A 22747-nucleotide genomic window follows, 5' to 3' on the forward strand; every position below is an offset into this window, starting at 1 on the left:
GCATGTGACGGCTAATATTACCCAACTATAATGAATCTTCTTCATTTTACACCCACTATCTTTCTACTATCTTTTCTTGGACACTTTTATAACTGTCATTATATCACTCGTATCATATGAAAATTTTCATTATTCTGTAATAAATTTCAATTAAAGTAAAACGTCCATTAAGTTAAATAAATAACTTAATGGACGTTTGTTCTAAAAATCGCATGTACTTATATTTTTTTAACGAATTCAGATTTTAGTTTCATTGCACCAAAACCGTCAATTTTGCAATCAATATTATGATCTCCATCAACTAATCGAATACTTTTTACTTTAGTTCCAATTTTTAAAGTGGATGAACTTCCTTTTACTTTAAGGTCTTTGATAACTGTCACAGAATCACCATCATTTAAGACGTTCCCATTAGCATCTTTGACAATCTTTTGATCTATATTAGTTTCATTTTCTGCCTCTAACGACCATTCATGAGCACATTCTGGGCAAATTAGAAGACTTCCATCTTCGTATGTGTATTCTGAATTACATTTAGGGCAATTTGGTAATGCTGACATAATTACATTTCCTCCATTCATTACCGTTAATTCTAATATAATAGTCCTTCTTATACAACAGGCGATGATACAACATGTCACCCTTATAAACGCCTCTTTATTTATTTACTCTAATTTTAACGCTTTCTTCTAGATAATTTGGATAGACTTGCAGTGTAAATGTGACAGGATTTACGAAAGAACCTTCTTCAAATGTTCTGTATAACCCTGACCAAGTCTATCTATTGATACATCTCCCCATGTATTTGCATCAATTGTAAAAAAGCGTTGTCATCCCCTGCAACGGCTCTTCTAATTAGTTGTTCCACCATCGCTCCTAAGTTCCAATAGTTAGACCCTCCATCGTGCGAATACGGGGGAAGGCTACAAGCAGGATTTGAAACAGCAGCATTAATCACTATAATATACTTTGTCATTTTCTTGGGAGCCTGTTTAACTATCGTTTATACCACTTATAGAAAAGAACTTTCGTAGCTAAAAGAATCACTTTGATGATCAAAGTGATTCTTTTAATTAAGCGAATATCTTCGAAAACTCCGTAATTTTGTCTATAATACTTTGTTCAACACAATGTAGTTGCATCGTTGCAACGGAGCGTAATGCTTCATTTTCCCCAATACATATACCCTCTTTTGCATGTAAAAACATGGAGACATCATTCGAGTCGTTTCCAAATGCAATGTATGCTCCTTCTTCTACACCTAAAACCTGTAATCCCTTCCATTTATCAATACCAAGAGGGCTAATATCCAAAATGCCTTCTTGATAATGCTCATACACCTGAACAGGGAGATTATGTAGTACTTGCACTAATTGTTCTTCATTATCATTAGGGAATAACACAACTTTTACCATCTCTTCGATGCAGTCTATCGGCACATTTGTCGCTAACTGATTTGGATCTATGTTGCGATAAATAGGATGTTTTTGGCTACCGGTATAAGTATAATCCCAATGACTATCAATTAAATAGGTAAGCTGATATTTCTCGATTAAAGAACGAATGGCCTCCGTTGTTTTAGCATCAAAGGTGGTCACTTTTATAATTTCCTTTTCTTTTGCAACGAACGCACCGTTCCCACCAACCATCGAACAATGATGCATATGATCTGGCAATACAGGCAATAAATCTCGAATTGGCCGAGCAGATGCAAATATGACTTCATGCCCTTTTGCACGAATTCCGTCTAAAGCGTGAACTATCCCTTTTGATAATGGGTTCCCTTTGAAACAAATCGTCCCATCTAGATCAAAAACAAATTTCATATATATCCCTCCCTCCTTTTTAATGTAAAAGAGTTCTTTTATAATGAACAGGACAGAAGTCCGAAAAAGGAGAAAAAATGATGAAAAAAATTGAAGATTGTTTACTGCTTGAAGTTTACTTAAAAAATGAACATATCCAAAAACTTTTTACACATTGTGATCATCCATTTCAAATTCGACGATACGAAGCAAAAGAAATTGTGTTACATGAAGGGGAAGCTATTGACGGCTTATATATTCAAATGTCTGGACGTACCAAAATAACGACGAGTGTTATTACAGGAAAAGCATTATTACTTCGATTCTGTTCTGCCGTTTCCATTATGGGAGATATTGAGCTCCTTCAACACGTTGATGTACAGTCACAAGTTAGCACGGAAGAACGAACAGATTTTATATTTCTCGATAAACAGTATGTTAAAAGTAATTTGCTACAAGAAGTTACTTTTTTACAAGAGCTTCTAAACCACATGTCTTACAAACTACAAACATGTACAACCGCTTCACGTATCAATTTACTTGTTTCAGTGGAGACTCGTTTTGCAAGTTACCTATGTACGACGAGAAACACTTCTAATCTGTTCGGGAAAGAAATTCACACAACTGATCATCACGAAATCGCTTCCCTTATCGGCACAACAACTCGCCACTTAAATCGTATTATCGATAAATTAAGTGTTACGAACACTATTCACAAAGACAAGAAACAAATCATCGTAGATGACTGGGAAGCTATCGAACGAATTGCCAATGGTTTAAGATATGAATAAAAGAGAGTGTGTTTTGAAAAAATTCTCATCAATGCACACTCTGCATGTTTTCCTAATCACTCATTTTACCATTCGTTAATGACGTAATATGTTCAAACCTAGGCTCTCCAACAAATCAAAATAGTTAGGACAAGTTTTAGATACACAACCCGGATCGTTTAATTGTATGCCTTCGACTTTTGAACCAATAAGCGCTAAGGACATAGCGACTCGATGATCATCATAAGTATTTAACAAAGCGGGCTTTGGTTTACTAGGATATACTTTTAAGCCATCTTTATATTCCTCTACTCTAACCCCAAGTCTAGTTAAAGATTCGCATATAACACTAATACGATCTGATTCGTGATGGCGTATATGTTCAACATCCTTAATCGTTATTGGCCCATTTGCAAATGGAGCGATAGATGCCAATGTTAAAGTCTGATCGGACATCTCCCTCATAGAAATTTCGAATCCCCCTTTTAATTGGGCAACTCCTTCTAATTCAATAAAAGATGACCCCTTTGTTACTTTGCAGCCCATTTTTTCAAAAACATCTACCATTTTTATATCTGGCTGTCTTGTTTGATATGTTAGATTATTGATGCGAATTCTACCATTCGTCAATGCTGCAAGAGCAAGAAAGTAACAGGCTGTAGAGGCATCTGCCTCTAACTCTATTTCTTGTGGATTATAATGCGAAGGATGAACAATTATTTTATTTAGTTTATTATCATATTGCACATTAGCGCCGAATTGCTCCATTAATTGTAATGTTAAAATCACATATGCCTGCTGCACTATGTGATCCTTAATATTTACTGTGATCGTTTCTCTTGCATAAGGTGATGCTATAAGTAAGCCACTTATAAATTGGCTAGAAACCTTACCAGAAATGCTCACATTCCCCCCAACTAATTCTGTCCCCTTAATGGACAATGGATAGTAACCTTCATGATTCAAATACTCGATATCGGCACCAATTTCTTTCAAAGCGTCTATTAAATCTGAAATGGGTCTTTTACTCATACTTTCACTAGCTTCAATTTCCCATATCCCTTTACTAGATATTGCTAATGCACCAGGTAAAAACCTTGCAACCGTACCTGCTGCCCCGATGTATAAACTGCCTGTGTCCCATTCTCCGCCCTTACCGTCAACATAAGCTGTCTCATCTTGAATCTCTACATTTATTCCTAGTTTTCTCAAAGCATCTATACACCAATACGAATCGTCGCTTTTTAAAATACCTGTTATTTTTGATTTTCCATTAGCTAGAGCACTTATGATTAAAGCTCTATTTGTTAAACTTTTACTTCCACTAATCGTAAGATTTCCGTTTATCCTCTTTTCACTCGGTGATATTTCCATTATTTTTACTCCATTTAATAGTGTCCAAGGACTACGAGCTTTTATATCAAAATCATTTTTTGGCAATAGTAAGTACCTCCTTATTCCTAAAAACTAGTGTCTTTATTATAATGAAGAGACTAATATAAATGAAATTCATATATTTCATAACAGCTATAGGTGGGATCTATACCATGAACTTAGACTTGTATCATGTTTTTTATGTAACAGCACTAGAAAATAATTTCTCTAAAGCGGCAACAAAATTGTATATTACTCAACCAAGTGTCAGTCATGCAATTAAACAGTTAGAAGAAAAACTAGGAGTACAATTATTTATTAGAACGTCAAAGGGAGTCGCAATAACTAATGAGGGGGAAACTTTGTTTGAATATATTCACAAAGTTTTTGGATTAATTGATACTGCCGAACAGAAAATTTCAGAGTTGAAAAATTTAGAAAGTGGACATGTCACAATCGGAGGCAGTGATTCAACATGCAAACATTATTTACTACCCTATATACAAACGTTTCAAAATGAATTTCCGAATATCCAAATCAGGCTTCAACATGGCTCAACACCACAAATATTAGACAAATTGAATAACGGGCGAATTGATCTTGGTATCGTTCACTTGCCGATTAACGATAGTCAAATTCAACTAACTGAATTTTTAAGTATAAGCAGCACTTTTGTAGTTGGGGAAAAATATAAGGAGTTGGCTAATAAAAATATTTCTCTTGAAGAGATGCTAAACTATCCTATTATCTCTTTTTCAGAAACAAGTAGTTCTAGGAGCTTTCTTAATCAGTTATTTCTAAAACAGGGACTCAGTCTTAATCCTGAAATCGAGGTTGGAAGTGTAGAATTACTAATAGAATGCGCAAAAATCGGTATGGGTATTGCATTTGTAACTAAAGAATTGGTTTCGAAAGAGTTATCAAAAGGTGAATTATTTGAAGTTTATTTAAATGAAAAAATAGAAAAGAGGAATATTGGATTAGTAACTAGAAAAAATATTTCTTTATCTGTCGCAGCAGATAAGTTTTATAAACACTTATTAGATTGACCGGTTATGATGTCAAAAAGAAGATGGGACACCCCCAAAAAAATTGATTTTCGTTTCGGGTACGCTTTCCGCGGGCACGGCTCGAGCCTGTAGTCTCTCACTCGTGCTATTCCCGAAGGAGTCGACCCTACACTCCAATCAATTTTATAAAGTATCAGATTTTTATCGAAAATTTCCGTCAGTTTCTTTGAAATTTCTACTTATGTCCCAGCCTCTTATTTATGAAATCACTTTCCATTTATCAGATCGTCAATATACTCATTTGCTTTCATATGTATTTTTCTTATTGTCTACTACTCTTTGTTGTAGCAAAAATAATGCTAGACCTATTAATATGAGCATGATGCCTAAACCTTGTTGTAAAGAAATAACCTCATCCAAAATGTAATATGCAAGGATACAAGTTCCAATTGTTTCACCTAGTATACTCATAGAAATAACAGAGGTACTAAGCCATTTTAACAGCCAATTGAAAATTGTTTGCCCTAAAACCGTTGCAATAAACGCTAATCCAATAAAGGACCACCACGTTTGTGCAGAATAATTAACGAATGGTGCTTGTTGACCGAATGCAAATATGCTTAAAAATAATGCACTACTCGCATAACCGATAATTGAATATGGGACAAGAGATAGCTCTTTACGAACATGCTGCCCAACGAAGAAATAAGCTGTAATGATACCTGCTGCAATAAAGGCTAATACATCACCAAATAGAGCTTGCCCACTAACTTGAAAGTCTTGCCATCCAATAACGACGCTCCCACCAATAGCTACAAGACATCCTATTACAGCCCCTTTACTGAAGCGCTCTTTAAATAGAAAATAGCCACCAACCATTGAAAAGAGTGGCTGTAAAGTAACAATGACAGTAGAGCTAGCTACAGAGGTGTAGTTTAATGATTCAAACCACAATACATAATGGACTGCTAGAAATAAGCCAGATAATAATCCAAGTCCCCATTGTTTTTTAGATAGCGAATATATCTCCTGTCTACTCTCTTTGTTTATTAATAAAAATGGTAAAAGTATTATTGCTGCAAAAAACATTCGATAGAACGCCGTAATCGTCGAAGGTGCATCTGCTAACTTCACAAAAATTGCTGAGGTAGATAGTGCAAACACACCAAAAAATAAAGCAGCGTATGAGATAAATGGTGATTTCAATCCCTTAGCCTCCTAAAACTTTGTTTACAATAATAAAAATAGTGCAATATAATGTATAAAATTAGTATAAAGTTTTTGCACAATGAAAGACATCTTTTTTCTCTTTGTTTAGTAAGTTAGCACAAAAAAGCTTAAACACACATTATTTTAGAAAGGAGTTTTACTATGATCAATCATCGACTTGGCCAAACTGTATTAAGCTACCGAAAGAAAAATGGTATGACAATTCGTGAATTTGCCGATTATGCTGGAATTAGCACCTCGCTCATTAGCCAACTGGAAAGAGGACAAGCAAATCCCTCATTAAGTGTGTTAGAACTAGTTGCACGAGCATTAAATGTACCACTTTTTACGCTTTTCATTCATGACATTGATACGGATTCACTTATTTCGAGAAAACAAGACCGGAAGAAAGTCTATCGTGAAAATAGTGACCATATTGTCTATGATGTGTTAACGCCAGATTTTATGAAAGCACATATTGAGCTTTTAATGATGGATTTAAATGCACACGCATGTACTACTGAAAGTCACTACTCTCATGACAATAAAGAAGAAATTGCTGTAGTGATGAGAGGAGAGGCGTATGTTGAACTGGAAGGTATCGAATATTTCTTAGAGGAAGGGGATGTTGTCCGCATTCCACCAAATGTGAAGCATCGTTTTTTGAACAAGAGCGAGCAATCAAACCATATTTTATTCGTTCTAACTCCAACACTAGTTTAAATGGCACCTTTTTCTAATAGAGAAACTAAGATAAAATTAGGAATTGTATGGATAATGAAAATATACAATACATAAGTTACTTGGAAAGGGGAACTAAGTAATGTCGCATGATAGCACTAAATCAAAAGATTTAGAGAGTCAACCAGCTTGGTTAAAAAGTTACATTGATTCTCCAGAAAAGCAAAGACAATTATATCGTCGGACGTTGATCATCGTTGTTATTTCACAAATTTTTGGCGGTGCTGGACTTGCTGCTGGAGCAACGGTAGGAGCACTTCTAGCGCAAGAAATGCTAGGTACAGACAGTTTTGCGGGGATTCCGGTGGCATTGATCACTTTCGGTTCTGCTGGGGCAGCACTTCTTGTAGGGCGACTATCTCAACGTTTTGGACGACGTTTTGGACTCGCAGCAGGATTTTTGGCTGGCGGGATTGGTGCAGTTGGGATAGTGATTTCAGCCACAACCAATAATATTCTTCTTCTTTTTGCATCACTACTAATCTACGGTGCTGGGACTGCTACAAACCTGCAAGCACGCTATGCAGGTACAGATTTAGCAAAGCCTAAACAGCGTGCAACTGCAGTAAGTATCGCAATGGTATCAACCACATTTGGTGCTGTTGCAGGGCCAAATCTGGTTGAGGTGATGGGTGGATTTGCTGTATCCATCGGCGTCCCTGCTCTTACAGGCCCGTTTATTTTAGCAGCAGCTGCCTTTATACTTGCTGGTTTAGTTATTCTAATTTTACTTCGTCCAGATCCTTTTAATGTAGCGAAAGCAATTACTGAAGCGAATGAAGCGAAAAATAATAAACAATTAGATACACATTCCAATACACAAACTAATAACAAATCAGGAATTGTTGTAGGAGCTACAGTAATGGTCTTAACACAAATTGTCATGGTTGCAATTATGACAATGACCCCTGTACATATGATGCATCATGGACATAACTTGAAAGAGGTTGGATTGGTAATTGGCTTCCATATAGGTGCAATGTACCTGCCGTCACTCATAACCGGAATCCTCGTAGACAAAATTGGTCGGACTGCTATGGCAACAGTTGCCGGTGCCACATTACTTCTTGCTGGTGTTATAGCTGCTATTGCACCTACTGATTCCATGCTTGTACTTATCGTCGCTCTCTCTTTGCTCGGTATTGGTTGGAATTTTGGATTAATTAGTGGCACAGCGCTCATCGTAGATTCAACCAATCTATCTTCTCGTGCAAAGACACAAGGAACTGTTGATGTCTTAATAGCTTTGTCAGGGGCCTCTGGTGGAGCACTATCTGGCATGGTCGTAGCTCATTCCAGTTATACAACACTCTCACTGACTGGAGGTATTCTTTCCTTATTGCTTATCCCAGTCGTTATTTGGTCTCGGAGTAAAAGAGAAACGGTTTCAGAGAAGGCTGTTGCCCAACCATCTCAGGAAACTGGCAGTTGACAGGACTGAAGATGATAATAAAAGAGAGCAATTAGATAGCCTCTTCTTTATTCTTCTAACTCCTTTCTAACGAGTTCCTATACTTTGAATAAAATATAGTGAGATCCTTAAAGCAAAAGCCCTGCAAGATGACGTATCATCTTGCAGGGCTTTTCGATTAGTTCTCTTCTACTTCTTTACGGTTTTTCTTGAATATTTTTGATAATATTTCGTAAACGATTGGTACAACGATTAATGTTAATAATGTTGAACTTATTAAACCGCCAATTACTGTAATACCAAGACCTTTCGAGATTAAACCGCCACCGCCGCCTGATCCAATTGCTAATGGAATCAACGCACCGATTGTTGCGATTGCCGTCATTAAAATTGGACGGAGACGCGTTGCACCAGCTTCTAGAATTGCTTCACGCATATTCATACCATCACGTTCCATATGAATAATACGGTCTACAAGTACGATGGCGTTCGTTACAACAATACCGATTAACATTAATAGACCCATCATGACAGATACAGAGATTGTTTCACCAGCGATTAATAAACCAACAAATGAACCAATTACTGCAAATGGTAACGAGAATAGAATTGCGAATGGCGCAACACCTTCACGGAATGTTACCACAAGGATAAAGTACACGATTGCGATTGCCGCAAGCATTGCTACTATGAGTTGTGTAAATGTTTCCGTCATATCTGCAGCTACTCCAGCAACGCCAATTGTAACACCTTTAGGTAAATCTAATTTATCAATTGCTTTATCTACCTCAGATGTTGCCTTGGAAATATCATCACCAATGATTGTTCCTGAAACTGTTGCAAAGTATTCACCTTTACTTCGAGCAAGTGTATTTAACGTTGTACCCTTCTCAACTTTTACAAGGTCAGAAAGCTTCATTGTCGTACCAAGTGCTGTTGGTACTTCAGTTACTAAAATATCATCAATTGATTTTGGTTGTGCAGCTTGTTCTTGCTGAACGATAACTTCTAATGTGTTACCGTCTTTTTCAACCGTTGTTAATACATCTTGCGTTTTCGTTGGATTTAACATCATAACGATTTGACCAGTTGTTAAACCATACTGTAGTAATTCATCTTGTGTTACTTTGAATGTATATTCAACGTACGCTTCTTCTGCACTAGAAGAAACTTTTTCTAAGCCTTTATTTTCATTCATAACGCCTTCTACCATTTTTACAGCTTCATTTAGTTTATCTAAATCCTCACTGTAGAAAGTGTAGCTAACTTGATCAGTAGGCGCAGACATAGAAGTGAAGTTTTGGCTTTTCCACTCACCTGTTTGGCCAATATTGAATACATAGTCTTCAATTTCCGTACGTACTTCTGGGAAGTCCTTCATTTCTGGGTCAAAGATTAGGTACATTAAAGCACCACCAGCTCCTCCACCCATCATAGCAGTCATCTCATCGCCGCTCTCCGTTACGGATAATTGAACAATATCAATATCATCACGCTTTAATAACTCTTGTTCTACCACTTCAATGTTTGCTAATGTATCATCCATTAGCTCGCCTGCTTCTGGTGTGTACGTTAAGTACATCACTTTTTCTTCTTCACTACCCATGAAGCTTAAACCGATTAATGGTGTTAATGCCACACTTCCTGCTAATAAAACAATAGCAATTAAAGAAGTAATGACTTTATGATTTAGAGTCCAGCCAAGGATCCCTCTGTACCCTTTCGCTAATTTACCCGCTTCTTTATGACTACTTTCTGTTTTCTCACTATATAACTTCTTCTTAAATAAGAAGTGAGATAATGCAGGAACAATTGTAATTGCAACAATTAATGATGCACCTAACGCAAACGTCATCGTTAACGCGAACGGCATGAACAGCTCTCCTACCATACCACCAACGAAGATAAGCGGTGCAAATACCGCAACGGTTACTAATGTTGAGGACATGATAGGCTTGAACATTTCAATAGTCGCTTCTCGTACAAGTGCTCTCCCTGTCAACTTCTCCGTTTTTAAATGTAGTCGACGATAAATATTTTCCACTACTACGATGGAGTCATCGATTACACGACCGATGGCAACCGTGATCGCTCCAAGTGTCATCATATTTAACGTAATGTCCATCCAATTTAATAGCAGCAAAGCCATGAAAATCGAAACTGGAATGGAAACAATTGAAATAATGGTAGATTTGAAATCACGTAAGAATAAAAGAATGATTAATACAGCGATTAAACCACCGAAAACTGCTTTTTCAATCATTGTGGCAACCGATTTTTCAATTGGAGCACCTTGGTCTAGTGATACATCGATGACAAGACCATCGATCTTTGCCTCTTCTTCCTCGATTAACTTCTTCACATCATTTACAACATCCACTGTGTTCGCTTGTTGCCCTTTAACAATTTGAATGGCAATCGCATTTTCACCATTTGTACGTGAAACTGATTGTACTTTACCTACTACTTCAACTGTAGCAATGTCGCTAAGTTTCACAAATGGCGATGGATTTGTTTCTGATGGTGTTACAGGAATAAGCATTCCTTTTAATTCATCAGCTGTCATGAACTTTCCATCCACTGCTACAGCTTGTTCACCTTCTTCAAACTCATAAAGACCTAATGAAACAGCTAGATCACTTGCCTGAATCATTTGCTTAACCGCATCTTCTGTTATGCCAAGTTCAGCCATTTTTGCTTCGTTATATGTCAGTTCCACTTCTTCAATGTGCTGACCTGTAATAGTTGCAGAAGCTACACCATCTATTTTCTCCATTTTTGGAAGGATAATATCCTCTACTGTTGACGTTAAATCCACAATATCTTCCGTCTTACTACTTATACTTAACGCAACAACTGGCATCATATTCATGCTAATAGCTGTAATTGTTGGAGCTTGTGCCCCTTCTGGTAAAGTCACAGCATCTAAAGCAGACGACAAAGCACGCTTTGCTTCGTCCATATCTATACCATACTCGTACTCTACTTGAATACTTGCCATATTAGAATATGAATTAGAATATACAGCTTTCACGTTCTCTAGATTGTCTACGGCTTTTTCTAATGGAATGGATACATCTTCCATCACTTGCTCAGGAGTTGCTCCAGGATATACACCCATTACCATTAAGTAAGGAATCGAAATATCTGGCAGCGTCTCTGTTTTCATTTGAGTACCCGAGTAAATTCCAGATACTGTAATTATAATTGTAAGCAACCATACTGCTAATTTATTTTTCAGGACAAAATTTACTAAACCTTTCACTCTAGCACCTACCCTTAATTGACTTATCGGACTCAATTATTTATAATAATGACTAATTAGTCATTTGTCAACGAAAGTACTTAGGAGCGATAAAATAAAATGATTAAAAAACAATTAATAATGGAGAAAGCATTAGAACTATTTGCTAAACAAGGTTTTGAAGCGACATCCGTTCAGCAAATAACAGAGCATTGCGGTATTTCTAAAGGCGCTTTTTACTTATCATTTAAGTCAAAGGATGAATTGATTTTAGAATTGATCAATCATTTCATGACACAGTTCACTTCTGATATTGACTACCTGGTCAAGAACGAAGAAAACACGGAAGAACTTTTATACAAATTCTATTACTCGACGTTCTATTCATTTCATCAGCATTCGGATTTTGCAAAAATTCTTATGAAAGAGCAAATGCGATCCCTTAATGAAGAATTCATAATAAAAATGCGTTACTATGACCAATCCATGGAGAAAGTTATCTTATCGATGGTTGAACGATTATATGGAGAAGAGATTAGTCATACAAAATATGATTTAATCTATTGTATTAAAGGTTTTATGAAAACTTATTCAGAGTTATTTTTATTCTATAATTTGCCATTAGATTTGAATTTACTAGCCCAATCGCTTGTAGAAAAAACAAATTTACTAGCTAGACATATTACCATACCATTTATATCTCAGGAACTTATCCAGTTGTTTCAGCAACCGATGAATGAAGAAGAATCGAGGGAGCAGATTCTCGAAATTATGGACCAAAAAATAATGGAACTGGGAGATTCTATCGAAAAGGAATCTTTAATCTTGCTAAAGCAGCAAATACTTGAACCAACTTTAAGTCCAGCTATAGTGAAAGGGTTACAAGAAAACATTCGAAATCATCCCCATTGTAAATGGATATCTTATTTACTTCGTAGTTATTTTGAGTTTTAAAACTAAAAAGGCAGTTCGCTTTAAGCATTCTGCCTTTTTTAATAAATGAATATCAGTGCCCTTTTTCAATCATTTGAAGGAAATTAATTCCCACTTGAACTCCATCATTTTATAGTAAAATCATATTATAAAAATCCTAGTTTACTACTTACTGTTAAAAAAATTACTGGAATTAGTAACGCTGGTATCAGATTCATCGTTTTCATTTTTTTTATACCTAAAATACTTAGTCCTGAACTGAGAATTAATACACCCCCGATAATAGACATTTCATTTAAGAGATCTGGCGTAATAAAACTTGTAATTGATCCTGCTAAAAAATAGAAAAATCCTTGCCAACACAACAAAACAAGTGCTGAATAAGCAATTCCAATTCCAAAAGTAGAGGCGAGTACAATTGACGTAACACCGTCCAAAATCGCGTTCGTAAAAAGGTATGTATTATTACCTCTTAGTGCACTCTCAATTGGCCCCAAAATAGAAAGAGTTCCTGCACAAAATAAGAGAATTGCAGTAGATAATCCTTCTGATAAATTTCCAGTTGAAAATTTAGATACGATTTTTTTAAAACCCTCTTCCAAATTTAACTTTTCTCCAATCAATCCCCCAATTGCTAGACTAACGATAAATAAAACAGGAAATTTGCTAGATGGAAGGTACTCAACAATTGAATTTAAGCCTAATGCTATTGCTGCTAATCCCATTGCTTGCATGAGGATATCTTGATAAGAATCTTTTATTCCCTTTTTTAAAGTACTCCCTATAACACTTCCAACAATAATTGTCGTGCAATTTACAATTGTTCCAATCATATCAACCTCTCCTTAACTCAATCACATTAAGGAAACAATAAACCCTCCAGCAGCTGGAGGGTCAATGGTCATTTGATCAATATTTGAATTTCAGTCACAAATTTAGATCTGTCATTTGTAAATCCATAGTCGATTAACGTGACTTCTATAGCATCCTCTAATATTTCATATCCCTTATGTTCAACATGCTCCATAAGTTTTTTATAATATGGGGAAGCATCTTCATGTGTTCCCTCAAAACGAATAGAAAGATATGTGCCCTTCGAAAGAATCTTTGCATTATCCGAGCAGTAGTTTTCAGTGTCTACGATGATAAATATTGAATTGTATTCATCGAAACTTCCTATTTTCAAGTTCTCGATGGAGATAGATAATCCTATCTTCCCCAGAAATATGGCAGATTTCATCTTTGCATTGTTTTCTAATAAACGAATTAACATTTCTAAATTATTGTCTTTATAAATCTTTTGTTTTAACAATACAATTTCTCGTTCAGGTAAATCCATTTTTCGAATCTTATTTAGTTCTTTAGAATTCCCCGCATCGGTAATCTGATGGATTCTATTTTCAAGCTTTTGTTGAATCTGAGTAAATTCCTGAATCCTCTTTTCCGTTTCAAGTTGTTGTTCCTTTAGAAGCAACAATATTTTATCAATTTCGCGATTGTCTAAAAAAAGCTTAATGTTCTTTAATGGCATATTAAGAGATTTGAGATATAAGATTGTATTTAATTGTTCAAATTGTTCGATGGAATAATATCGATAACCGGTCGCAGAATCTACAAATTTTGGTTTAAACAAATCAATCGTATCATAATACCTTAACGTCCGAATATCTACCTGAAAAAGCCTCGATATCTCACCTATCAAAAATGTATTTTCCATATTAAGATCTCCTAGATTTACAGTACTATCTGAAGTATATACGTTTTCAAGTATAACAAAAACGAGTTAGACTTCAGAAAAAAGTAGAACCGTTCAATATTGCTTAGCTCTCAAAACAATATCTCACTATTCTCCTTATATTTTGCGAAAGAATTACAAGGTAATCTATACTGTAGTAAAGATAGATTGTTGTTACGGAGGTAGAAAAAAGTGGCTAGTGATCAGTGGATTTTAATAATTGACGATGAGGAAGATTTGGCACGTCTGATGGGGACAGTTTTACATAAAGAGGGAATTATAAATGTTGTAACTGCGGGGACGGTAGCTGATGGTTGGGCAAAGTTTCAGGAGTTTAATCCTGGACTTGTATTGCTAGATATTATGCTGCCAGATGGCGAAGGCTATGACTTATGTAAGCAAATTCGTGAAGTATCAAATGTGCCAATTTTATTTATGTCTGCAAAGGATGAGGAAATTGATAAGATTTTAGGACTTGCGATAGGTGGGGATGATTATATAACCAAACCATTTAGTCCGAAAGAGGTTGCTTATCGGGTGAAGGCACAGCTGAGACGTGCTGGCTTTTCAGAGGAGAAAGCGGCACCGAAAAATTTGCAAGTTGGACCATTTGAGCTTAGTGCCAATGAAACAGAATTGAAAAAGGATAGCAAAACGATTGAGCTCACAGCTAAAGAAATAGGACTGATGAGCTGTTTTATGCATCATCCAAATCAGATTTTGAGCAAGGAAACATTGTTTGAACATGTTTGGGGAGATGAATTCTTTGGATCCGATAATACGGTGATGGTGCATATTCGCCGTTTACGCGAAAAAATTGAGATAGATCCGTCAAATCCTTCGTATTTATTAACAGTTAAAGGGCTTGGTTATAAATTACATACGAAGGGGTGAGGCTAGATGAAGTGGAAATTGACACGGCGCTTTTTAGGATCCGTAGTGACAATTGTTGTAATCGTAGGGCTTGTCAACGCGATTTTACTCTTCTCCTTACTCGTTTTTCGAACAATGTATAATTTCGACGCAGAAGAAGAATCTATGGAAAACTTTAGCCGAACTTTTTCACAATATGTAGAGCTACAAGATGACAAACCGATTGTAAATGAAAAAGGCTTAGAAAAGTTACAAGAGTTGAAAGCTTGGGTACAAATTTTGAATAAAAAAGGTGAACAAGTGGCAGCCTTTTATACACCCTCAAATTTGAAAACAGAGTATTCGCCAATTGAAATTGTACAAATGTATAAGTATAAAGAAATAGATACAGAGACGACCGTTTTTATAGGTGAAACTGATGGTTTCAGCTATTTTGTGGGGGTTAAAGATCAAGGAATAGGTCGATATGTTTTGACCTACGATTATGCAAAGATCTTTAAAAACATTAATATCTTACTTTTACTATTTTTAATCGTCGATATTATTATTGCATTAGTTATTGGACTTTTATTTGGTAAAAGATTAACAACTCCACTTTACATCTTAGTAGAAGGAATTCAACAGCTTCGGGAAAGACGTTTTAAAAAGATGGCCATACCAAAAGGTGTTTACGAAGATGTATTTCGCAATATGAATGAACTTTCAGTGAAGTTAGATCAGTATGAGAAAGAACGTGATCATCTTGACCGAATGCGTGAAGAATGGATTAGCAATGTTTCGCATGATATGAAAACACCACTTGCTTCTATTCATGGATATGCAGAATTAATGAAAGATAGCGGCACCGATTTAACTCCGCAAGAATTGCATGAGTATACAACTATTATTAATAGACAGTCTCTATATATGAAGGATTTGTTAGACGACCTCAATTTAACGATGCGTTTGCGCAACCAGCAACTCCCTTTGCAATTTGAAGATGTAGATATAGTTGTATTTTTACGTGAAATGACGATTGAACTTTTAAATGATTCACCATTTGGTGAACGACAGATTGAATTTCAGGCAAATGTGGACAAAGCAGTGCATAAAGTGGATAAAAAACTACTGAAACGTGCGATTTTAAACTTTATCTACAATGCTCTTGTGCATAACGATGAAAATGTCTTAGTAACTATACGAATTGATAATATTTATCCACATTGTGGACAAGAGCAAAAGTCAGGTAACATATCCACAGCTCCAGTATTCCATACGCAAATTACCATTGCTGATAACGGCCGCGGTATTCCTTCTAAAGATTTAGAACAGGTTTTTGAACGTTATTACCGAGGTACGAATACTGCCAATACACATGGAACTGGTTTAGGAATGGCTATTGCAAGAGATATTATTCTAGCTCATAATGGGAAACTTGATTTGACTAGCGTTGAAAATAAGGGAACCTCGATTACTATACTTTTATAACGCTAATTCTATTTATCTTAAACGTAAGAGAAAAGGGCTGTTCTCCAACTTACTTATTAAAGTCAGCCCTTTTTCCTATTTTAATTTTTCTTGTGCCTTTTTAGGTATATCCTCAAATTTCACTTCATCATAAGAAGATACTTGATCATCTTTTTTTACGTACATTTTTAAGTAGGCATCTTCTCGTAGATTTTTATGTGCTGTGAATTCAAGTGGGATTGTTTCACCATCAGCATTTGTAGCCTCTAGTTTATAAGAATAAGAGATCATCACTGAACCATCATCTAGCTTGTTTTCATGTTGTACCCCATCCTCTGTAATCTGTAAATAATAATTGTCAGCATTCATGCGGTTGAAGTCAATTTTAGTAAGAGCGAAGAGCCCCGCTACTCCTACTACAAACAAAATACCAACTATAGTAAGAAATTTCTTCATCTTAATCATCCTTCTGTTCTATTATTTTGTGTGATAATACGATTGTAAGAAGCTACCGTTAATATATAATACAGGCCATAGATAACTGTATAAGCAATCATCCAGATCAACACAGGCTTTGCTAGATCCAGCATTAATAAACTAGAGAATGCTTTTAAAGCAATAGCACTGTGTAATAACCCTACTGCTAGCGGAACGAAGAAGATGACAAATACTTGTGATGCAATGGATTTACGCATTTCTTTTGCGCTAACACCCATTTTATGAAGGATATTATATTGTGATTTATCTTCCTCTGCTTCCGTTAAAACTTTAAAGTAAATGATACTTCCTGTTGCAGCTAAAAACACTAGACCTAGAAAACTTCCGATAAAAAGCAGTGATCCTACAATTTCGATACCTGTTTGGAAATCTTGAGGAGCACTAGAAAATAGCGCTTCTTCAGGTAATTCTTTTGCCATTTTTTTTGATAAATCTATAGAAGCTTGATCCACACCAATGACACGATATTTTAGTACTTCTCCTTCTTCTTGCAATGTTTTAAATTGATCATTTGATACAACCACTGCAATACCTACTGTGCCGACGTTTAAAACTGTTTGCTTTTTAAAGCTTTGAAATGTGATTGCAGTGTTGTTTTCTGTCGTTATGGTCTTACCTTTATATTTAGGTGAGAATCTTTTGTCATATCCAATATCTAAAATAACAGCATTGTCTTCATTAACGTGTAGCTTTTCCTTGCCTTGTATTGCTGCTAATTTGTTATATGTTTTTTCATTAATAACCGTATAAATTCTTTTGTCAGAGCTATTGAATATTAATGCCTCGTTGAATTCTTTTGTATTAAATGTGACAGATAGAGCTTCGATACTTTCATCGTACTTGGTTTCTGACAGTACAGCGCTAATTTGTTGATCGGTTTTTGCATCCATTTGCTCATACATAAAGCTATTCGGATTAGCGGTCATAACTTGGTCATTTGTGTTGTAATAAAGACTATACACTGCTCCACCTGTTGTTACAGTCGTAGCACTTAGCACCGCAATTACAGTCAATGTACGTGCATTACCTCGTACACGATATAATAGTTGTGAGATCGTCATTAAATGAAGACCTTTCCACAGCCATCTTTCATTTTTCTTAATCACTGCTAACAAAAAGTCTGTCACACTGTGGAACAATAAAAAAGTACCGACAATAACTGTTGTTAAAATAATTAGCGCCGTCATTAAAAAGCCGACTTTTTCCCACACTTTAGAAGTATAAATATCTTGCATCGCTAACCAATAACCGATGGCTATTAGTAATACTCCAAAAATAGCTACGATCATAGATGGCTTCGGAACCGCTTCCCCTTTTTTCGACGCATGGAATAAATCAATTAGTTTAAATTGATAAATTAAACGATAGCCTTGGAATGATGTCACTAAGAAAATGATAAGAAATACGATAGCGGTATTCAAAGCGGCCGATCCCGAAAATGTAAATGGCGCTATGACATCATAGCCCATTAAATGGATCAAAATGGTCATAAATCCTTTGGAACAAAGGAATCCGAGAACAACCCCCACCCCTAAAGAAACCAAACCTAATAATAAATTTTCAAAAAAGAGCATAAAACCAATTTGACGATTACGTACTCCTAGTAATGCATACAATGCCACTTCTTTTTTACGTTTTTTCATAAAGAATGAATTCGAATACGCAATAAATATGGCAACAAAAAATATTAGAATGACTGCCGCACCACTCATAAGTGAATCTAATTTTTGTGATGAAGCCGTTTTTTCTGCAATCGTATCGCTATACTTTAATGTCACAAATGTGAAGTAGATAACAATACTAAAAACCATAGATGCGATATATAAAAAATATTGAGAGAAGTTTCGTGCAATATTTTTTCTCGCTAGACTAAATAACGTCATCTACCTCACCTCCAATTGTTGCAAGGACGTCTAAAATCTCTTGGAAGAAAGCTTTACGTGTTTGGTCACGTCGGTAAATTTCTGTTGAAAGTGCACCATCCTTTATGAAAATAATACGACGGCAGAAGCTAGCGGCATATGCATCGTGTGTCACCATCATAATGGTAGAATTATTATTTTCATTTAGTTTACTTAAGCTTTCCAATAAATCTGTCGCTGATTTTGAATCGAGTGCACCTGTTGGTTCGTCAGCTAGAATCAGAACAGGCTCAGTTACAAGAGCTCTTGCTGCTGCTGTTCTTTGTTTTTGTCCACCCGAAATTTGGTATGGATATTTAGCTAGTAAATCTTCAATACCAAATACTTTAGAAATACGAGTCACTAAACTATTAATTTCTTTCGCTGGAATTTTCGCAATTGCCAGCGGTAATAATATATTTTCTTTCACGGTCAGTGAGTCGAGCAAATTGTAATCTTGAAAGATAAAACCTAGATTATCACGTCTAAAATCCGCTAAAGCTGCTTCCTTCATATCATGAATACTCGTATCATTCATATAAATTTTTCCTTCAGTTGGGGAATCAATCGTTGCTAACATATTAAGCAAAGTTGATTTCCCTGCTCCAGAAGGTCCCATAATACCTACAAACTCTCCTTCATGAATGTCAAAAGATATATTTTCTAACGCAGTGTAAGTTGCGCTCGATTTACCATATGTTTTCTTAATGTTTTCTACTTTTAATAATGGTTCCATTTGTTTCACCTCGTCATGTTGTTGATACTCATACTATAAATGCTCATCCTTACAGCATTTTTATGCCAACCTTACAACAAGCTTAAATCTATAAAAAAAACCGACTTCTATATAAATAGAAGTCGGTTCAGATTGAGTACAATTGATAAAAACGAGTTGTCTACAGTCTTTTTTATTTTTATATAGAATAGATTAGGTTCTCCGAAGCTTACCGCTCGCTTTCCGCGGGCGAGCGCCGAGCCGCTTCGTCGTTACTCTCCTGCAGGGTCTCGTCTGTCTCGCTTTTCCCGCAGGAGTCGAGCAGACGCTTCTCCAAACCATTAAATGTTCTGTTATTTTTCAAAGTACTAGTTATTGGAGTGAAGGGCGACGATGCCCGCGGAAAGCGTTCGCCAGCAGCGGAAATCAACTGCTTTCATTCTTTATTTTATTTGAAATAAAAAAAGCTATAGACAAACTCAAATTTCTTTGAGTTGTCTACAGTCTGGGGCGGACTTTTATTAATAGAAGTCGATCTTTACATTATTTTTTCCTAGTTGTATATAAATCAGATGCTTCATCGAAGTAGAAACGGCGTTTCTTTTTACTAAACAGAACTAACATAATGTGAATGAATAGTACAATCGTTAAAATCATGAAGATAACCCAAGTACCCAGCGCTAAAAATACGGATAACTTATAGTAAGGAGAGTCCATCGTTACTTCCATATTATTCAAAGTACTTGCAATCACTGTTATAAAGTACATGGCATAAATTGCACCAAAGCGTTTGAACAATCGCTTATTTGTTTCTACCCTGCCCACTTTACTAGAATAGTGAAAACGCATAATCTTCGTGCCAACTGTATGTCCACCCCAAAGCAATGGAATGATAAAAAACATTACAAATAATACTATTGTTCTTGCAATAATTTCAGTAACCTCATTCACATTAGTCATGTTCAAAACAATTTGGACTACCATATTACTGATGAATAAATCAATAATAATTGCCAGCAAAACTGACATCGCTTTTACTTCATCAAGGGCTAATAATTTTTCTGCTTTCGCATTAACCTTCTGCTTAGACGGAAATAACTCTAATACGGCTGGTGCGATAAAGAAACCTAGTACGCCACCTGCTGTATTCAACATTAAATCATCCACATCAAAAATTCGATAAGCACAATTATAAATGCCATAAATGCCAGTTACCTGTGTTACTTCGTAAAATAATGTTAATACAAACGTAAACCCTAAAGCCTTCTTCCAATACTTTTTCTCTTGGAAAAAATAACGTAGATAAACGCCAAAGGGCAATAATAATAGGAAATTAAAAAGTGCTTGAAAAAATGAAGGTTGTTTAAATAACAGCATATAAGTACTTGGTTGTGACAGAGCAATCCCACTATTCTCAAAGGTATTTGCTACAAATTGAAATGGCACTAGTGAATAATGCTGTGTATCAGTTTTTTGTAACGAACAAGTATCACGTATTTCAGGCAACGGTAATAATACCAAAAACAACGCTGTTAGAAAATAAAACACAAATGAAAATGTGATTAATGTAGTAGAAAGTGGTAAGTAACTATATTTCCTATATGTAAAAATGAGCCACGGAATAAATAGCATAAATGCTAATATAACAAAAAAGATGGCTGCCACATAGATTGGCTGTGTATAGGCTGTCAATTTCTCTCCCTCTTTTCATGAAACTATTTTTATGCCCTCCATCATAACATGTGCTTTTCTCTCAATAATATTTTTGAATAAAATAAATACATCCTCTGAGCTCTCTCGAACTGAGTTGCAACCTTTCTTTGCTGTTTTAAGGTTTCTGTAAGGTTGGCATTAATATTATGTAAGGTTAGTGAATTATACTGTCCATTAAGCAAATAAAAATAAGTTCAAAGGAGGAACACAATGAGTCCATCCATTTCACAAAAAGAAAGAATTGTATCATTGGACATAATTCGCGGCCTTGCTCTTTTTGGCATACTGCTTATTAATGTTGGAGCGTTCAAAATTATTATAGAAGGAGATCCTTTACCCGACTTTAGTGGCATTAATGGAATCATCCGTACATTGATAGAAATCTTTGTGGAAAAGAAATTTTTTTCTATTTTTTCTTTCCTATTTGGAGTTGGGTTGTATATATTCGCTTCAAGAGCGGAAAATCAGGGAGATAAACCTAGATTACGAATGGTAAGGCGATTACTTGCTCTCTTACTCCTTGGAATCATTCATTTATTTATATTTTGGGGAACAATTCTACCAATCTACTCAATTGTCGGATTGCTTTTAATCCCTTTTTATCGCACAAAGATTTCTACACTTAAAAAGTGGATTGTTGGTATGACAATTATTTACATAGTGTCCCTAACATTAAAAATTTTCTTACCATCTCTCGAACCAATCAGACCTATCTTAGATTTCTTTTCTAATGATTTGATACTAATCTTTATTATGTTTTTAGCTGGTTTTTTAACCGCTAAAGCAGGTTGGCTTGTCCAAATACAACGATTGGCTAAACAAATTAGATGGATACAAATTGGAACACTTCTATTGTCTATCGTTTTCTCTCTATTGATTTGGAACGCTTCACAAAACGAGGACAATAATGTGGATTTACTTATTGCATTGGGAGTAATACCAACAACCTTGTTTTACTTATCAACATTATTTTTACTATTAGAATATAAACCCGTCGTGAAATTACTAAAACCAATTTCATTTGTCGGACAAATGTCTTTTACAAATTATATAGCTCAAAGCATTATAGGAACGTCAATCATTTCATTAATATATCTCGATGTCGTTTCACCAAAAGATGTTGTCTATATCGCAATTCTGATTTATGTTATTCAAATAATTTTTAGTACGATCTGGTTCAAGTTCTTTTCTATGGGACCACTAGAAAAATTGTGGCGATTTATGACATATGGAAAGAAGAATTAAGAAAAAATGATCCCCTTCACAATATCGGAAATTGTAGAAGGAGAAAATAATCCACTGAATATAATTATTTTAATATAATAAACAAAGGCACATTTTAATACTTTTTTTGACATTTAATTAACAT

General features: G+C 35.4%; 20 protein-coding genes. 8 read left to right on the forward strand and 12 right to left on the reverse strand.

The annotated features are described in order from the left end of the window. Positions 1–218: 218 nt before the first annotated feature. The 3 genes from FG384_RS01805 to FG384_RS01815 form a co-directional block, all read right to left on the reverse strand. The gene (locus FG384_RS01805) at positions 219–560 is read right to left on the reverse strand and encodes a zinc ribbon domain-containing protein YjdM (RefSeq protein WP_142640839.1); all 342 of its coding nucleotides are present in this window, start codon (positions 558–560) and stop codon (positions 219–221) included. A 221-nt stretch (positions 561–781) separates the two neighbouring features. Continuing rightward, positions 782–976 carry a hypothetical protein gene (locus FG384_RS01810; RefSeq protein ID WP_142640840.1) on the reverse strand — a complete coding sequence of 65 codons (195 nt, stop codon included), beginning with the start codon at positions 974–976 and terminating at the stop codon, positions 782–784. Between the two features lie 97 nt (positions 977–1073). After that, a complete protein-coding gene (locus tag FG384_RS01815) occupies positions 1074–1826 on the reverse strand; it encodes an HAD-IIB family hydrolase (protein WP_142640841.1) in 753 nt (250 codons plus the stop codon). A gap of 80 nt (positions 1827–1906) precedes the next feature. Here FG384_RS01815 and FG384_RS01820 point away from each other — a divergent pair, with 80 nt between their 5' ends. After that, positions 1907–2596 carry a Crp/Fnr family transcriptional regulator gene (locus tag FG384_RS01820; RefSeq protein WP_142640842.1) on the forward strand — a complete coding sequence of 230 codons (690 nt, stop codon included), beginning with the start codon at positions 1907–1909 and terminating at the stop codon, positions 2594–2596. A 75-nt stretch (positions 2597–2671) separates the two neighbouring features. On the opposite strand, the gene aroA is transcribed toward FG384_RS01820, so the two are convergent. Next, complete coding sequence (gene aroA, locus FG384_RS01825; protein WP_142640983.1) at positions 2672–3949, reverse strand: 3-phosphoshikimate 1-carboxyvinyltransferase; 1278 nt, start codon at positions 3947–3949, stop codon at positions 2672–2674. 173 nt (positions 3950–4122) lie between these two features. Here aroA and FG384_RS01830 point away from each other — a divergent pair, with 173 nt between their 5' ends. Further along, positions 4123–4998, forward strand: coding sequence for a LysR family transcriptional regulator (locus FG384_RS01830; protein WP_142640843.1), 876 nt, complete (start codon positions 4123–4125; stop codon positions 4996–4998). Positions 4999–5256: 258 nt separating this feature from the next. Here FG384_RS01830 and FG384_RS01835 read toward each other — a convergent pair whose 3' ends face one another. Next, positions 5257–6165 carry a DMT family transporter gene (locus tag FG384_RS01835; protein ID WP_142640844.1) on the reverse strand — a complete coding sequence of 303 codons (909 nt, stop codon included), beginning with the start codon at positions 6163–6165 and terminating at the stop codon, positions 5257–5259. 165 nt (positions 6166–6330) lie between these two features. Between FG384_RS01835 and FG384_RS01840 the strand changes: the two genes are divergently transcribed. Further along, the gene (locus FG384_RS01840) at positions 6331–6891 is read left to right on the forward strand and encodes a helix-turn-helix domain-containing protein (RefSeq protein ID WP_142640845.1); all 561 of its coding nucleotides are present in this window, start codon (positions 6331–6333) and stop codon (positions 6889–6891) included. A 100-nt stretch (positions 6892–6991) separates the two neighbouring features. Further along, complete coding sequence (locus tag FG384_RS01845) at positions 6992–8341, forward strand: MFS transporter (RefSeq protein WP_142640846.1); 1350 nt, start codon at positions 6992–6994, stop codon at positions 8339–8341. Positions 8342–8498: 157 nt separating this feature from the next. On the opposite strand, the gene FG384_RS01850 is transcribed toward FG384_RS01845, so the two are convergent. Continuing rightward, on the reverse strand, positions 8499–11585 hold the full coding sequence (locus FG384_RS01850) for an efflux RND transporter permease subunit (RefSeq protein WP_142640847.1): 3087 nt from the start codon (positions 11583–11585) through the stop codon (positions 8499–8501). A gap of 99 nt (positions 11586–11684) precedes the next feature. Between FG384_RS01850 and FG384_RS01855 the strand changes: the two genes are divergently transcribed. Next, positions 11685–12518 carry a TetR/AcrR family transcriptional regulator gene (locus tag FG384_RS01855; protein ID WP_142640848.1) on the forward strand — a complete coding sequence of 278 codons (834 nt, stop codon included), beginning with the start codon at positions 11685–11687 and terminating at the stop codon, positions 12516–12518. A gap of 125 nt (positions 12519–12643) precedes the next feature. On the opposite strand, the gene FG384_RS01860 is transcribed toward FG384_RS01855, so the two are convergent. Together FG384_RS01860 and FG384_RS01865 are read right to left on the reverse strand one after the other, a co-directional pair. Further along, positions 12644–13330, reverse strand: coding sequence for a DUF554 domain-containing protein (locus FG384_RS01860; RefSeq protein ID WP_142640849.1), 687 nt, complete (start codon positions 13328–13330; stop codon positions 12644–12646). Positions 13331–13398: 68 nt separating this feature from the next. After that, positions 13399–14214 (reverse strand): MerR family transcriptional regulator, encoded by an 816-nt coding sequence (locus tag FG384_RS01865; RefSeq protein WP_142640850.1) that lies wholly within the window; start codon positions 14212–14214, stop codon positions 13399–13401. Between the two features lie 210 nt (positions 14215–14424). Here FG384_RS01865 and FG384_RS01870 point away from each other — a divergent pair, with 210 nt between their 5' ends. Then, a complete protein-coding gene (locus tag FG384_RS01870) occupies positions 14425–15126 on the forward strand; it encodes a response regulator transcription factor (RefSeq protein WP_142640851.1) in 702 nt (233 codons plus the stop codon). 6 nt (positions 15127–15132) lie between these two features. After that, positions 15133–16572, forward strand: a complete 1440-nt coding sequence (locus FG384_RS01875) for a sensor histidine kinase (protein ID WP_142640852.1) — start codon at positions 15133–15135, stop codon at positions 16570–16572. Between the two features lie 75 nt (positions 16573–16647). On the opposite strand, the gene FG384_RS01880 is transcribed toward FG384_RS01875, so the two are convergent. The 4 genes from FG384_RS01880 to FG384_RS01895 all read right to left on the reverse strand — a co-directional run bounded on the left by FG384_RS01880 (position 16648) and on the right by FG384_RS01895 (position 21357). Continuing rightward, complete coding sequence (locus FG384_RS01880; RefSeq protein WP_142640853.1) at positions 16648–17007, reverse strand: YxeA family protein; 360 nt, start codon at positions 17005–17007, stop codon at positions 16648–16650. 5 nt (positions 17008–17012) lie between these two features. Next, entirely contained in the window at positions 17013–18932 is a 1920-nt protein-coding gene (locus tag FG384_RS01885) for an ABC transporter permease (protein ID WP_142640854.1), read from the reverse strand. Further along, positions 18919–19686, reverse strand: a complete 768-nt coding sequence (locus FG384_RS01890; protein ID WP_142640855.1) for an ABC transporter ATP-binding protein — start codon at positions 19684–19686, stop codon at positions 18919–18921. The genes FG384_RS01885 and FG384_RS01890 overlap by 14 nt, the downstream gene beginning before the upstream one ends. Positions 19687–20208: 522 nt before the next feature. Next, on the reverse strand, positions 20209–21357 hold the full coding sequence (locus tag FG384_RS01895; protein ID WP_142640856.1) for a VanZ family protein: 1149 nt from the start codon (positions 21355–21357) through the stop codon (positions 20209–20211). Positions 21358–21588: 231 nt separating this feature from the next. On the opposite strand from FG384_RS01895, the gene FG384_RS01900 reads away from it, so the two are divergent. Next, positions 21589–22623 carry a DUF418 domain-containing protein gene (locus tag FG384_RS01900; RefSeq protein ID WP_142640857.1) on the forward strand — a complete coding sequence of 345 codons (1035 nt, stop codon included), beginning with the start codon at positions 21589–21591 and terminating at the stop codon, positions 22621–22623. Positions 22624–22747: the final 124 nt, after the last annotated feature.

It is taken from the genome of Psychrobacillus vulpis (assembly GCF_006861825.1).
Taxonomy (GTDB): domain Bacteria; phylum Bacillota; class Bacilli; order Bacillales_A; family Planococcaceae; genus Psychrobacillus; species Psychrobacillus vulpis.

Bases quoted from the DNA above. Each gene is read 5' to 3' on its own strand.
- FG384_RS01875 (WP_142640852.1), top strand. From the start codon at position 15,133: ATGAAGTGGAAATTGACACGGCGCTTTTTAGGATCCGTAGTGACAATT.
- FG384_RS01810 (WP_142640840.1), bottom strand. From the start codon at position 976: ATGACAAAGTATATTATAGTGATTAATGCTGCTGTTTCAAATCCTGCT.
- FG384_RS01830 (WP_142640843.1), top strand. From the start codon at position 4,123: ATGAACTTAGACTTGTATCATGTTTTTTATGTAACAGCACTAGAAAAT.
- FG384_RS01890 (WP_142640855.1), bottom strand. From the start codon at position 19,686: ATGGAACCATTATTAAAAGTAGAAAACATTAAGAAAACATATGGTAAA.
- FG384_RS01855 (WP_142640848.1), top strand. From the start codon at position 11,685: ATGATTAAAAAACAATTAATAATGGAGAAAGCATTAGAACTATTTGCT.
- FG384_RS01805 (WP_142640839.1), bottom strand. From the start codon at position 560: ATGTCAGCATTACCAAATTGCCCTAAATGTAATTCAGAATACACATAC.
- FG384_RS01860 (WP_142640849.1), bottom strand. From the start codon at position 13,330: ATGATTGGAACAATTGTAAATTGCACGACAATTATTGTTGGAAGTGTT.
- FG384_RS01885 (WP_142640854.1), bottom strand. From the start codon at position 18,932: ATGACGTTATTTAGTCTAGCGAGAAAAAATATTGCACGAAACTTCTCT.
- FG384_RS01880 (WP_142640853.1), bottom strand. From the start codon at position 17,007: ATGAAGAAATTTCTTACTATAGTTGGTATTTTGTTTGTAGTAGGAGTA.
- FG384_RS01815 (WP_142640841.1), bottom strand. From the start codon at position 1,826: ATGAAATTTGTTTTTGATCTAGATGGGACGATTTGTTTCAAAGGGAAC.
- FG384_RS01845 (WP_142640846.1), top strand. From the start codon at position 6,992: ATGTCGCATGATAGCACTAAATCAAAAGATTTAGAGAGTCAACCAGCT.
- FG384_RS01820 (WP_142640842.1), top strand. From the start codon at position 1,907: ATGAAAAAAATTGAAGATTGTTTACTGCTTGAAGTTTACTTAAAAAAT.
- FG384_RS01900 (WP_142640857.1), top strand. From the start codon at position 21,589: ATGAGTCCATCCATTTCACAAAAAGAAAGAATTGTATCATTGGACATA.
- aroA (WP_142640983.1), bottom strand. From the start codon at position 3,949: ATGGAAATATCACCGAGTGAAAAGAGGATAAACGGAAATCTTACGATT.
- FG384_RS01840 (WP_142640845.1), top strand. From the start codon at position 6,331: ATGATCAATCATCGACTTGGCCAAACTGTATTAAGCTACCGAAAGAAA.
- FG384_RS01865 (WP_142640850.1), bottom strand. From the start codon at position 14,214: ATGGAAAATACATTTTTGATAGGTGAGATATCGAGGCTTTTTCAGGTA.